Source organism: Segatella intestinalis (genome assembly GCF_029348455.1).
Taxonomy (GTDB): domain Bacteria; phylum Bacteroidota; class Bacteroidia; order Bacteroidales; family Bacteroidaceae; genus Prevotella.
In genome coordinates, this window is the sequence record NZ_JARJVV010000004.1 from 122,450 (window position 1) to 135,608 (window position 13,159).

General features: G+C 43.4%; 12 protein-coding genes and 1 pseudogene. 11 read left to right on the forward strand and 2 right to left on the reverse strand.

Annotated features, from left to right (window positions below):
- Nucleotide 1: 1 nt before the first annotated feature.
- Nucleotides 2–1,117 carry a DNA cytosine methyltransferase gene (locus tag P3T48_RS03690; protein WP_217348434.1) on the reverse strand — a complete coding sequence of 372 codons (1,116 nt, stop codon included), beginning with the start codon at nucleotides 1,115–1,117 and terminating at the stop codon, nucleotides 2–4.
- 2 nt (nucleotides 1,118–1,119) lie between these two features.
- Nucleotides 1,120–1,317, reverse strand: coding sequence for a helix-turn-helix transcriptional regulator (locus tag P3T48_RS03695; protein WP_217348435.1), 198 nt, complete (start codon nucleotides 1,315–1,317; stop codon nucleotides 1,120–1,122).
- Between the two features lie 362 nt (nucleotides 1,318–1,679).
- Between P3T48_RS03695 and P3T48_RS03700 the strand changes: the two are divergent.
- The 11 genes and pseudogenes from P3T48_RS03700 to traN all read left to right on the forward strand — a co-directional run.
- Nucleotides 1,680–1,769: pseudogene (locus P3T48_RS03700) on the forward strand (DUF4134 family protein); the annotation flags it as partial.
- Nucleotides 1,770–1,798: 29 nt separating this feature from the next.
- A complete protein-coding gene (locus P3T48_RS03705) occupies nucleotides 1,799–2,101 on the forward strand; it encodes a DUF4133 domain-containing protein (protein ID WP_228113653.1) in 303 nt (100 codons plus the stop codon).
- A gap of 121 nt (nucleotides 2,102–2,222) precedes the next feature.
- Nucleotides 2,223–4,793: a TraG family conjugative transposon ATPase gene (locus P3T48_RS03710; protein ID WP_276505695.1), complete on the forward strand. Its 2,571-nt coding sequence runs from the start codon at nucleotides 2,223–2,225 to the stop codon at nucleotides 4,791–4,793.
- Nucleotides 4,794–4,820: 27 nt separating this feature from the next.
- A complete protein-coding gene (locus P3T48_RS03715) occupies nucleotides 4,821–7,382 on the forward strand; it encodes a hypothetical protein (protein WP_276505696.1) in 2,562 nt (853 codons plus the stop codon).
- Nucleotides 7,360–8,103 (forward strand): hypothetical protein, encoded by a 744-nt coding sequence (locus P3T48_RS03720; protein ID WP_276505697.1) that lies wholly within the window; start codon nucleotides 7,360–7,362, stop codon nucleotides 8,101–8,103. Before P3T48_RS03715 ends, P3T48_RS03720 begins: the two co-directional genes overlap by 23 nt.
- A 26-nt stretch (nucleotides 8,104–8,129) precedes the next feature.
- Nucleotides 8,130–8,909 carry a DUF5045 domain-containing protein gene (locus P3T48_RS03725; protein ID WP_276505698.1) on the forward strand — a complete coding sequence of 260 codons (780 nt, stop codon included), beginning with the start codon at nucleotides 8,130–8,132 and terminating at the stop codon, nucleotides 8,907–8,909.
- A 3-nt stretch (nucleotides 8,910–8,912) separates the two neighbouring features.
- Entirely contained in the window at nucleotides 8,913–10,043 is a 1,131-nt protein-coding gene (locus P3T48_RS03730) for a hypothetical protein (RefSeq protein ID WP_118191485.1), read from the forward strand.
- A 28-nt stretch (nucleotides 10,044–10,071) separates the two neighbouring features.
- Nucleotides 10,072–10,686 carry a conjugative transposon protein TraK gene (gene traK / locus P3T48_RS03735; RefSeq protein ID WP_118079520.1) on the forward strand — a complete coding sequence of 205 codons (615 nt, stop codon included), beginning with the start codon at nucleotides 10,072–10,074 and terminating at the stop codon, nucleotides 10,684–10,686.
- Between the two features lies 1 nt (nucleotide 10,687).
- Nucleotides 10,688–11,110, forward strand: coding sequence for a hypothetical protein (locus tag P3T48_RS03740; protein WP_118191483.1), 423 nt, complete (start codon nucleotides 10,688–10,690; stop codon nucleotides 11,108–11,110).
- Nucleotides 11,088–12,287 carry a conjugative transposon protein TraM gene (gene traM / locus P3T48_RS03745; RefSeq protein WP_276505699.1) on the forward strand — a complete coding sequence of 400 codons (1,200 nt, stop codon included), beginning with the start codon at nucleotides 11,088–11,090 and terminating at the stop codon, nucleotides 12,285–12,287. The genes P3T48_RS03740 and traM overlap by 23 nt, the downstream gene beginning before the upstream one ends.
- Before the next feature lie 17 nt (nucleotides 12,288–12,304).
- Nucleotides 12,305–13,156, forward strand: a complete 852-nt coding sequence (traN, locus tag P3T48_RS03750; RefSeq protein WP_276505700.1) for a conjugative transposon protein TraN — start codon at nucleotides 12,305–12,307, stop codon at nucleotides 13,154–13,156.
- The last annotated feature ends 3 nt before the right edge of the window (nucleotides 13,157–13,159 follow it).

The window sequence follows — 13,159 nt, forward strand, 5'->3', positions numbered from 1 at the left end:
GTTAATCAAATAAGTTTGGCTGTACATAGCAATACGATATTGGCTTGTTATTTCTAATGATGTCTATAACCATAGAAACAACGGCTCTTGCCATATTGCATGGAACAGCATTTCCGATTTGTGTATATTGGGATGATTGAGACCCCTGAAAATTATAATCCAATGGGAATGTTTGCAAAACAGCAGCTTCTTGAACTGTCATTCTTCTAAGAAAAGGTGGAGCTTCTTGGAATTTCGCTTGACTTAAATCTTTTGAAATCTTATCGTGATAGCTCTTAACCCACGCTTCTTTGCCTTCGTATAGTTCTTTTTCATCAATGATTGGAGTTTTATTTCCTCCCATTGATGCAGGAAGAGTTGCACTATATCCGTCAAGTCTTGTTGGACGACCTAATCCATTAAACAGCATTCCTGCATAAGGAGATTTGCGCATTACAGGATTAGCAGCCAAAGTTATTTTGGCTTTACAAGTTCCTTTATTATTCCCAGACCCTGCTTTGTCCAGAATGCTCAATGCTTCTCTTACAGTAGGAGCCTTTTTTGAGTACTTCGTAATCATGTCCTGCCAATCAGGCTTTCTTTTACTATCTCCCTTCACTCCAACAACAAAAATGCGCTCTCGGGCTTGTGGCACATCAAAGTCTGACGCATTAAGAATCATGTAGTTTACGGAGTAACCTAAATTTCTCATCTCAGCCAATAATTTTTCACGTATCGGCTTCCATTTCTCCAATGTGCCTAAAGCCTTAACATTTTCCATTACAAAAGCCTTTGGCATAACTATAGATATAGCCTTAAGGTAACTCCAAATAAGTTGGCTTCTTACATCATTAGCATCCATTTTTCCAGCAACAGAAAAACCTTGACATGGAGGACCGCCAATAAGTAAATCAGCATCGTTTATAACAGGAAAATGTTCAAGTATTTCATTGATATTACCCTGAACTATATGATTACCTATGTTTTCACGATATGACATACAAGCTTCTTTCATCATGTCATTGGCAAAAACAATATGGGCTCCAGCCATAATGGCACCAATATCTAATCCTCCAGCACCAGAGAATAAAGATACTGTCTTTATATTATTTAATTCGTTTAACTCTTTAAGATTCATATTTACAAATCATTAATTAAATCCTTTGGACTTATATTTAAAACTTTAGCAATTTCTCTTAACTGTTCAAGAGAAGGCTGAGATTTATTCTGAGACCACCGACTTATTGTAATCACAGATTTATTGAGTTGTCCTGCTAACCATTTGTTTGTAATATTTTTTTCAGCAAGAACAATTTTAAGTCTATTTACCAACTGCATTTGCTATTCAATTTAGTCTACAAAGTTAGCAATTTAATTTAATATATTAACACAAAACGATAACTTTAACTTTTGTTAGGCATGTGTTCTATTTCAAATATGTTATCAATGAGGGAGGTGACTACTGCTTTTTAGTGAGTTCATAGCTTTACATAATAGAGGTTCAATATGAGATTCATACACAATCCAACTTCGTCTCTTAATGATAGAATCGGAAAATTACCATTGTTTTCTGTGTTAATTTTTGTTTTCTCATGCTTTCATTTTGGGGTTTCTTGATTTTGTTGTTCCTAATTTGTTTCTTTCGTCATTTTGTCATTCCAATTAGTATTGATTATCAGTATATTACGAGCAATCAGTAAGATTTCAAGAAGAAGATCATGATGGTTGTTGGCGCATGTATCTTCCTCGTTGCTGCAGCTCAGGCTCTGCCTTTGTTCTTCGGTCTCTAATCTATCGTTCAAGCATTAAAGAATACATCATGTCAGGAGAAGTAAACGAAAATCAGTACGTAAGCTATCCCATGTTCAAGGGTCTCCAGAAGCCCCTTGAATTTATGGGATTCCAGGGACGCTACATCACTTGGGCAGCCTGTGCCGTTGGTGGAGCCATCCTCGGCTTTATCATAGCATATTGCATTCTCGGCTTTGTGGTTGGTCTTGTGGTTCTTGCTGTTTCCCTCTGTTCGGGAGCCGCCCTCATCTTCTTCAAACAGAAGAAAGGGTTGCATACCAAGAAGGAAGAGCATGGTGTGTTCATCTATGCCTGTTCGCATAGAATGTAATCAAACAAAATTCAAACGTAAACAAATGAGCAAGTGTGTTGAAATCTGAATAGTGTAAATCGGTAGGCTCACCCTCTCGCAAGGATGAGCCTATCTTCATTTGATAAAAGAGCAAATAACAATGATCATATATGTAATCATAGCATTTGTAGCTATACTCATAGGCATGGCTATCTCAGTCTCTGCCTTTGGAACCGGAGGCAAACGCAAGAAGATCTTTCAGGACATCTACTTCTCTGTTGAGGATGTGGATGGAATTGGCGTGCTCTATACCAAGACTGGCGAATACTCAGCCATTTTGAAGATGGAGAACCCGGTGCAGAAGTATTCTGCAAACATTGATAGCTACTATGAGTTCAACCATCTTATTACCGCACTTGCCCAGACTCTTGGTGAAGGCTATGCCATTCACAAGCAGGATGTTTTTGTTCGCAAGCAGTTCAAGGACGAGAGCAACGACAACCATGAGTTTTTGTCTGAGTCATACTTCAAGTATTTCAACGGACGTTCCTATACAGATAGTCAGACATACCTGATTATCACCCAGGAGAACAAGAAAAGCCGTATCTTCTCTTTTGACAGTAAGAAATGGCGTGACTTTATGGTGAAAATTCGCAAGGTCAAAGACCAGTTGAAAGATTCCGGCATGGAAGCATCCTACCTCGATGGCAATACGGCTCGTGAATATGTTGACCGCTATTTCTCCATGAACTTCAACGACAAGACTGTGTCAATGACAAACTTCAAAGTTGATGAAGAGTCTATCAGCATGGGTAACAAACGATGCAAGGTGTATAGTCTTGTTGATGTTGACTGTGTCAGCACACCATCTATAGTCCGTCCTTTCACTAACATTGAGGTGAACAATGTTTCCATGCCAGTGGACATGGTATCATTGGTTGACAGCATTCCTTCTGCCGATGTAGTTGTGTATAATCAAATGTTCTTCATTCCCAACCAGAAAAGAGAACTCTCCCTACTCGACAAGAAGAAAAACCGTCATGCCAGTATGCCAAATCCAAGCAACCAGATAGCCGTGGAGGACATCAAGAAGGTGCAGGATGTGATAGCAAGAGAAAACAAACAGTTGGTATATGCTCACTTCAACCTTGTCGTTGGAGTACCTATAGATGCTGATATTCAGAAATGTACCAACCATCTGGAGAACTCCTTTGGTCGATTGGGCATTCATATCAGCAAAAGAGCCTACAACCAGCTGGAGCTGTTTGTCAACTCATTCCCTGGTAATTGCTACTCCACCAACCCAGAGTATGACCGCTTCCTGACTCTCAGTGATGCAGCCGCCTGTCTCATGTACAAAGAGCACATTCAGCATAGTGAGGAAACCCCGTTGAAGATTTACTATACAGACCGCCAAGGTGTGCCTGTTGCCATCGACATCAGTGGTAAGGAAGGAAAGAACAAGATAACGGATAACTCCAATTTCTTCTGCCTCGGTCCGTCTGGAAGCGGCAAGTCCTTCCACATGAATAGTGTAGTCCGTCAGATGTGGGAACAGAACACCGACGTTGTGATGGTTGATACCGGTAATTCGTACGAAGGACTCTGCGAATATGTCGGTGGCAAGTATATCAGCTACACAGACGAGCATCCTATCACGATGAATCCTTTTGCCATCAAGCGTGAGGAGTTGAACATCGAGAAGATAGGCTTCCTGAAAAATCTGGTCATGCTCATCTGGAAAGGAACCCAAGGTGAAGTCACCAAGACGGAAGACCGTCTCATAGAGCAGGTTATCACGGAATACTTCGATGAATACTTCATGAAGAAACAGATAGAGAACCTGTCGTTCAACACATTCTACGAGTACAGTAAAGTCCGTATTCCTCAGATTATAAAGGAGAACAATCTGGCAGGAATAGACTTGGCATCCTACAACTATCTGCTGAAGGACTTCTATAAGGGCGGTAGTCATGAGCTTACACTCAATGAGAACCTTGACACAAAGCTGTTTGATGAGACCTTCATCGTCTTTGAGATTGACTCCATCAAGGATGACCCTCTCCTCTTCCCTCTTGTTACACTTATCATCATGGACGTTTTCATTCAGAAGATGCGTATCAAGAAGAACCGAAAGGTGCTTGTCATCGAGGAGGCATGGAAAGCCATAGCTTCGCCAATGATGGCAGAATATATCAAGTACCTCTACAAGACAGCCCGTAAGTTCTGGGCATCGGTGGGTGTGGTTACTCAGGAGATCCAGGACATCGTGGGAAGTCCTATCGTGAAGGAAGCCATCATCAACAACTCTGATGTGGTGATGCTGCTTGACCAAAGCAAGTTCCGTGAACGTTTCGACGAGATCAAGGCAATCCTTGGCTTGACAGATGTGGACTGCAAGAAGATCTTCACCATCAACCGACTTGAAAACAAGGAAGGCAGAAGCTTCTTCCGAGAAGTCTTTATCCGAAGAGGAAGTGTCGGAGGCGTGTTTGGAGTTGAGGAACCTCACGAGTGCTATATGACCTATACCACCGAGCGAGCAGAAAAGGAAGCGCTGAAACTCTACAAGAAAGAGTTGCAATGCGACCATCAGCATGCCATCGAAGCCTATTGCCGAGACTGGGAACTGTCAGGAATCACCAAATCCCTACCATTTGCCCAGAAGGTGAACCAGACTGGCCATGTGCTGAACCTCAAACCCAAGAGGAAATTTGATGAGTATATGTAACAAGTCATAAACGATAATATTCAAACAATGAAACGCTATCTGATAATACTTACTCTCTATCTCTGTGCCGTAGTACCGACGATGGCACAGTACTACAGTGTAAACTATGACAAGCGCACTGTAGAAGCAATGACAGCCGCTTTTGCAACAGAGGCAGCTACTGAGGCGTATTATGCCGAACAGGTAGCCAAGATACGTGAACACTATCAGGCGGCAGAGGTGGCTGCAGCAGGAATCTTTACTTCAAAGTTCCTTGACCGTAAAGCCCTCACCCATCTGGGACTATGGACAAGTTCGACGGAGAACTACTATTACCGCCGTATCTACAACATGGTGTCGGCCAAGATCATGCCGAAGATATGGACTGTAGCTGGAATGATGCTCAAAAGTCCACAGAATGCTCTCTACTGGGGAAGCTATTTATATAAGGTATGTGAAGAGACCAAGACTCTCTGCTATCAGTTCGAGTCTATCGTCACCAACAGCACCCTCTCGTTCAAGGATATTGCATTTCTGGAGATCAACCAGGAATTGGCGGCTATTCTGAAACTCTCGGAGTTGGGCAACGTAGATTGGGAAGCGATGTTTGACAACTTTTCCGGGTTCGGTTCCAACTTTACGAAGGAGAATCTGAAGGAAGACATAGACAACCTGTATGCCATGGGAGTCAACCTTGCTTCTGCTGGAGCTGGTAATGCTGTAGGCTCAATCCTTGGCAACAGTAGTTTCTGTGGTACGATGATGGATAAGACAAGCAGCGTCATTGAGATTGCAGAAAATGTGTATGGACTCTACAACAGTCTGTCTGCAAATGCAGGCAATACGCTCTTGCAGTTTGTTGGAGGAAGGGACAGCATTGCAAATCTCTTCTCTTTATCGAACTACAATCTGACCTCTTGGGTAACAGACTATGCCCGTGAAGGAATGGGACAATACTACACCCAGCGATGGTATATCTATAGAGTTGATGCCGGTAATGTGAAGCTGGGCGACTACTATCCACCTACAGACAATGATGCCATCATCAAAGGTGATCACTGGTATCGTATCAGCACAAAGGACAAAAACTATACTCCAACATCGGCAGAAAGAGAAGCAGCATTGAGAAACTCAGAAAGCCATGCTGGATGGAGTCGAAGTGATGTTCAGCAGCATAACAACTCGAATGACGGCTTCAATTATAGCATAACCTACTATATGTCAGGCTATATTCTCAGCAAGAAGAAAAGTGGTCAATATGCTAAAGCCTATGCTTACGAGATTCATGTTTCAAAGAGCTGGTATAAAAAGGAAGTTGCCTATGAGGATGTCTTTGATTCCTACACAATGGACATGAACACGTTCAAAGCCGGATTGAATGCACGACTGAAAGAACTCAATGATAACGAGGAAGGTTACACCTACTATCTTTCAAGTGATGCAAAGAGATACTATCAGACTACCGATGCCAAGAAAATTGCAGGATGTGAAACTGCAACCATCAGTGTTACCTGCCATGGCGGTACCAAACTTGGTGAAGCTTCGACCCAATACAAGTGTTCGAGTTGTGGAGGTAGCGTAAATGGTCACACCAAGCAGTGTGCTATGGACACAAGTGTCACTCATGAAAGTGTCAACACCTCAGAGATTGATTCCAAGATTGCGGAGACAGAGAGGAAAATGGCTTCTCTCCAGTCTGAAATCACAAACTTGGAGGCAGAAAATTCGGAACTTCTTAGAAAAATTAAGAATTCAAATGTGAATGATGCTGCGAGGTATCGTCAACAGTACAACGCTAACAAAGATTGCATTACAGCATTGAAGTCTGACAAGAGTACTGCCGAATCAGAACTTGCCCAGTACCAAAAGGCAAAACAAGAGGCTATTGATGGTGAGAATGTCGTGACAGATGATTATTACCGCATACCGGCCATCATGCAGGATTGCAAGACTGCCTATAATCTCAGTTGGAATGGTTCGGGGTCTTGGAAAGGTAATACTTTCGTCCGTACTGCATCCATGCCGAATATCAATGGTGTCATCACATTCAAGGCAACAGTCTCGATAGCAAGAAAGCCCAAGTACTTCATGGGCATCAAGATACACCGTGCCATTGTGCAGATTTCATGGACTCTGACCACGGAATATAGCGATACGCAAGTGGTAGCTGTAGTAAACCTCGACCCGGCTAAGACCGATGAGGAAAAAGCTGCCGAAGTAAATGCTAAACTTGCAGAGATTGCCCGTGACTATCCAGACTGTGACCCAACAGTAGAATATGCAAAGAGCAACCCAGTGGAATCAGACAATACGGATGATACCTATCATTTGCTCTGGTCAAGTGACCGCCTGGAGATTGCACGTCAGATAGACAGCCGTCTCACCAAGATATTTGCAGACCTGGTGTCATTGGAGAAGATGATGCATTACAAGCATTCCATCATAGACATTTTAAGGAGTGTCGCTCCCCCACTGAATGACGAGCAAGGCAGAAGACAGACTCTCATTGAACAATGCAGGAAACGATGGTTGCGACATGCAGCCGATAGTGGACATTCAGATAGTTATAACGGAAAATATGATGACGATGAAGAAGACAACAGTGAATAGCAAGATACTGACAATACTCATTTGTCTGTTGACTCTTTTGCCTTCAGCAGCAAAGGCTCAGGTAGGCTTTGATGCAGTTTCTATTGAGGCCTATATCAAAGACCACAAGCAACAGCGCAGTCTGCTGCTTGTGCGTTCCACCTTAGAGGCAAGCAATAAACTGCTGCATGACTACAGCGGCGATGCCAACATTGGATTCAGGGACATCAACAAGGAACTGGATAAGTACACCAGGGCATTTGACGTGATTGACATTCTGTACCAGTCACTCCGTACCAGTCTCAATGTGTACAGCACCTATGAGAATGTGAGTGACAAAGTCGGTGACTATAGAAAGATGCTCAATGATTTCAGGAAGAAATGCCTGGAAAGAGGAAACATCATGAGTACCGATACGCTGATTATCACCATCAACACCAAGGCTTTGGCTAAGATTGCAGATGAAGGCGACAATCTCTATAGGTCAGTCAGTGATTTGCTGCTATATGCTACTGGAGCTGCGGCATGTTCAACGTCAGATTTGCTTCTCATCATTACGAACATCAACAACTCGCTCGACAACATCAACAAGCATCTCAACAAGGCATACTTCGAAACATGGAGATATATCCAAGTGAGAATCGGCTATTGGAAAAAGCAGGTGTACCGTGCCAAGAGCAAGGAGGATATCATAAACGATGCCTTTGGCAGATGGAGAGGTGCAGGATATTTAGGCTATTAGGATAATAAAATAAAAAATCAATGAATATGAAACATTTAATATCTTCACGGACAGCACTTTGTCTATGTGGATTGACGTTATGCTTTAACGCATCAGCCCAAGGCTATGTGAGTTACAACCATGATGCAGCCAAGATGAACCAGATTACGGTTCAGGAGATTGGTTCTGGCGGTCTCACTCCTGCATTCTATTATGATGCCTTACACAACAGCTATCAGAAGACTGCAGCAAAAAAGAACAAGCAGTTTTTCAGAACCATGACCGGAGTCTCTGCATATCAGCAGGTGGATGTTGCTGACAGTATCAAAGCATCTTTTACCCAACGAGCAGAAATAGAAGCACTCAACATTGCAGACCGGCAGATTGACATTGCCTGGCTTGCAGAAGGAAACAAGATCAACTCCAAGCTCTCGGACTTTCAGGCGAATATTGACCGAATAGTAAGCGCTGGTGGTTCTGTTTCAGACAAGACACGATGGACAGAATACTACAAGATGTACAAGACAGCCATCAAGGAGATGCAGGATGCCTATATGCCCAATGCCCAGCGCAAACAGCAGTATCTTGCCATCTATGATGACATTACCAAGCAGAATGAGACACTTATCTCCTTTTTAGTCCAACTAAGCAACAAGAGAAAGACCTCCTCCTTGCTTGCTGCACGACTTGAAAGAAGAAACAATGTAGCCAGCCACGCATCATCAGCAATCAACAGATGGCGTGAAGCAGGCAAAAAGAATGTAGGAAATAACTCTGGAGGCTCAGAAACTGAAGACTCCGATGATAACAACATAGTAAGACAATAAAACATGGCAGATTCAAACATCCTTTCCGATTTCGGTATCAAGATCCTCGAACAGGAGATTGATGATGTGATATTCCAGACCAACGAGTTCCTTTGTGATGCCACGTTCACAGGCTCCCAAGGTCCATTTTGGTGGATATTGCAGATGTGTATGGCTCTGGCTGCGCTGTTCTCGATAGTCGTAGCTGGCAGTATGGCCTACAAGATGATGGTAAAGCATGAGCCGATAGACATCATGAAGCTGTTCAAGCCTCTTGTGGTCAGTGTCATTCTCTGTTGGTGGTACCCACCTGCAGATACCGGCATTACAAACAACGGCAGCAGCTGGTGTGTACTTGACTTTCTCTCCTATATCCCTAACTGCATAGGTTCATACACCCACGACTTGTATGAAGCGGAGTCCGCACAGATTGAGGATAAGTTTGAAGAAGTCCAGGAGCTCATCTATACCCGTGATACTCTTTATAACTCATTACAAGCCCAGGCTGACGTAGCCCATTCTGGCACATCGGATCCAAACCTGATAGAGTCCACCATGGAACAAGCAGGTGTGGATGAAGTGACAAACATGGAAACTGATGCTTCGAAGCTCTGGTTCACATCACTCACAGCTGGTGCGGTGGTAGGCATAGACAAGGTGATTATGCTCATAGCTTTGATTGTCTTCCGTATAGGCTGGTGGGCTACCATCTATTGCCAACAGATACTCCTGGGTATGCTGACGATATTCGGTCCGATACAATGGGCATTCTCTCTCTTGCCAAAATGGGAAGGAGCCTGGGCAAAGTGGCTGATACGTTATCTCACGGTACATTTCTATGGAGCAATGCTATACTTCGTGGGCTTTTATGTCCTTTTACTCTTTGATATAGTGCTCTGCATTCAGGTGGAGAACCTTACAGCCATTACCGAAAGTGAGCAGACGATGGCAGCATATCTGCAGAACTCGTTCTTCTCAGCCGGTTATCTGATGGCAGCAAGCATTGTGGCGTTGAAATGTCTGAACCTCGTTCCAGACCTTGCTGCATGGATGATTCCTGAAGGAGATACAGCTTTCTCTACCCGAAACTTCGGTGAAGGTGTGGCACAGCAAGCCAAGATTTCAACCCAAGGCATGATTAGCAAAGTGATGTAAACAGCAAATAATACATATATAATAAGGTATGGTAATAAAGAATCTCGAAAACAAAATCAAGTTGGTGATGATTATCTGTTCACTCTTCCTTGTGGGCTGCATCATCATCTGTATCTCCAGCATTTGGACAGCTAAGCAAATGGTTTCAGATGCTCATCAGAAAGTGTATGTACTGGATGGCAATGTTCCTATTCTCGTTCAGCGCAGCACCATGGAAGAAACACTCGATGTGGAGGCAAAGAGCCATGTGGAAATGTTCCATCATTACTTCTTCACTCTTGCGCCAGATGACAAGTACATCAAATATACAATGGATAAAGCCATGTATCTGGTTGATGAAACGGGTCTTGCGCAGTACAATACATTAAAGGAGAAAGGCTTCTACTCAAACATCATGGGTACGAGTGCCGTGTTCAGCATCTTCTGTGACAGTATTAAGTTCGACAAGGAGAAGATGGAGTTCACCTACTATGGCAGACAGCGTATTGAGCGACGCACAAGCATTCTTACCAGAGAACTTGTGACGGCAGGTCATTTGAAGCGTGTTCCCCGTACTGACAACAACCCACATGGTTTGCTGATTACCAACTGGAGAACCCTTCTCAATAAGGATATAGAACAAAAGACCAAACTGACATATTGATATGGGATGGAAGAAAATGTTTATCGGTGAAAAGATGCCGGACAAAGATGATCCTCAATATCGTCAGAGATATGAGAATGAGGTGAAGGCAGGACGCAAGTTTGCCAAGACTATGAAGCTTGATGTGCTTGCAGCCAAGGTACAACTGTTTGCTAATGACCATAAACTGTTGTTCCTCTACCTTGTATTTGGTTTCATAATCTTCTGTTTTGGTTTGAACATCTACAGGATGGTAGTGGTGTATAGTCATCAACAGTCAAGACAAAGTGCTACGGAAAGGCAAGAGCAGATGTTGCGTCTGCGACACAGCAAAGTCTGGAAAGCTGTTGAAAAAGCCTACACCACGCATCCTGCCATGAATAGAGATAATCAAAAGAATAATAACGAAAAGATAGAAAACGATGGACGCATTGAAAAAGATTAACTGGAAACAGCCCAAGTATATGATACCGCTTATCATTTACTTCCCTCTGTTGTTTGTCGGCTACTTCGTCATTGACCTCTTTCATACGGAGAAGGCTGAGATTCCTGATGGTCTCACTACGACCGAGTATCTTAATCCAGACCTGCCTGATGCCAAAATGAAGGGAGACGGTATTGGTAACAAGTATGAGAGTATGCTCAAATCATACGGTAAGATAGACGATTATTCAGCAGTAGGAAACATTGAACGCAATGAAGAAGATACCAAGGAAGAGTATGATACAAAGTACTCAGATGAAGAACGTAAACTGGTCGAAGCCCAGGAAGCCGAGAAGCTCTCTGAGATGCAAAGGCAGCTACAGGAGAGCGCACAGAAAGGCCAAGAAATCGTCAATGGCAATAATTCGGCAGAAAATGATCGCTTAGCTCGTGGCAAACAGCGTGAACAGGAAGCGATGGAAGAACTCAATCGAGCCATTGCCCAGGCAAGGATGCAGGCTCAGCAGGTCTCTACCCCATCCATGCAGGCCGAAGTGACTGCCAAAACTGGAGATGCAAAGGAAGGAAAGGTTGAAATTCCGGAAAAGAAGAAGACCAACGATGAACTGCAAGAGGTTGTCAAGAAGGTCAAGGTTACATCCGACTACTTCAACACCCTGTGCGACAATGACAAGGAAGCTGGACTTATCAAGGCTATCATAGACGAGAACATCAAGGCGGTGGATGGATCAAGAGTAAGACTTCGTCTGCTCGATGATATTGTCATCAATGAAGCAGTCATTCATAAAGGCTCCTACATCTATGCCACCATGAGCGGCTTCGGTTCACAGCGTGTCAAGGGCACTGTCAAGAGTATCATGGTAGATGATGACATCGTCAAGGTAAACCTTTTGCTCTATGATACCGACGGACTCGAAGGATTATATGTACCAAGCAGCCAGTTCAGAGAAACCACGAAAGATGTTGGAAGCGGTGCTTTGAGCAATACTTCAACCCTTACCAACAGTACATCTACAGGAGGTGGCAACCTGGCAAGCTGGGGAGCACAAGCCGTTAGCAATGCCGTTCAGAAGACAAGCAACGCCATTAGCAAAGCCATCAAGAAGAACTCAGCCAAGCTGAAATACGGAACCTTTGTGTATCTCATCAATTCACGTTCAAACCAGAAAGATAAATAATAAAGACATATATGATTATGAAGACTATCAAGAAAATCTGCGCATTGGCAGTATGCGCATTAGCCTCCCTCCCATCCATGGCACAACAGACGTATCTGGAAATGGAGCAGCTTACCATCAATGAGAATGTCACAACAGTCATTACCGCCTCAGAGCCAGTCCGCTTCGTTGATATTTCTACGGATGCAGTGGTCGGTGACCAGCCAATCAACAATACCATCCGTCTGAAACCCAAGGAAGGTGCAGCCGTACATGCAGATGGTGACATCCTTGCTATTGTGACGATAGTTACAGAGCGTTACAGAACCCAGTACGCTCTGATATACACTACACGAATGCAGGAAGCAGTCACAGACAAACAGATTCTTGCCTCAGAGAAGATTCCATACCATAATCCTTCTGTATCAATGAGTACTGAGGATATGACCAGATATGCAAGAAAGATTTGGAACTCACCGGCAAGAATACGAAATGTGAGCACCAAGCAGCACAGAATGACCATGAGGTTGAACAACATCTACTCTGTTGGAGAATACTTCTTCATTGATTTCAGCATCGAGAACCGCACCAATATCCGCTTTGACATCGACGAGATGCGTATCAAGCTGAATGACAAGAAGGTTTCCAAGGCAACTAATGCCCAGATGATTGAGCTTACGCCAGCTATGGTGCTTGACCAGTCCAAGACCTTCAAATATGGTTATAGAAACGTTCTCGTCCTGAAAAAGATGACATTTCCTAACGACAAGGTGCTGACTATTGAGATTTCTGAGAAGCAGATTAGTGGAAGAACCATCAGTTTGGATATAGACTATGAAGATGTTCTGTATGCCGATTCATTCAACTCATACTTAATGATGGAGGAATAGGAC

Coding starts and splice junctions, on each gene's coding strand:
- traK (WP_118079520.1), top strand. CDS start 10,072: ATGGTAATAAAGAATCTCGAAAACAAAATCAAGTTGGTGATGATTATC.
- P3T48_RS03705 (WP_228113653.1), top strand. CDS start 1,799: ATGTCAGGAGAAGTAAACGAAAATCAGTACGTAAGCTATCCCATGTTC.
- P3T48_RS03720 (WP_276505697.1), top strand. CDS start 7,360: ATGAAGAAGACAACAGTGAATAGCAAGATACTGACAATACTCATTTGT.
- P3T48_RS03725 (WP_276505698.1), top strand. CDS start 8,130: ATGAAACATTTAATATCTTCACGGACAGCACTTTGTCTATGTGGATTG.
- P3T48_RS03710 (WP_276505695.1), top strand. CDS start 2,223: ATGATCATATATGTAATCATAGCATTTGTAGCTATACTCATAGGCATG.
- P3T48_RS03715 (WP_276505696.1), top strand. CDS start 4,821: ATGAAACGCTATCTGATAATACTTACTCTCTATCTCTGTGCCGTAGTA.
- traN (WP_276505700.1), top strand. CDS start 12,305: ATGAAGACTATCAAGAAAATCTGCGCATTGGCAGTATGCGCATTAGCC.
- P3T48_RS03695 (WP_217348435.1), bottom strand. CDS start 1,317: ATGCAGTTGGTAAATAGACTTAAAATTGTTCTTGCTGAAAAAAATATT.
- P3T48_RS03690 (WP_217348434.1), bottom strand. CDS start 1,117: ATGAATCTTAAAGAGTTAAACGAATTAAATAATATAAAGACAGTATCT.
- P3T48_RS03730 (WP_118191485.1), top strand. CDS start 8,913: ATGGCAGATTCAAACATCCTTTCCGATTTCGGTATCAAGATCCTCGAA.
- P3T48_RS03740 (WP_118191483.1), top strand. CDS start 10,688: ATGGGATGGAAGAAAATGTTTATCGGTGAAAAGATGCCGGACAAAGAT.
- traM (WP_276505699.1), top strand. CDS start 11,088: ATGGACGCATTGAAAAAGATTAACTGGAAACAGCCCAAGTATATGATA.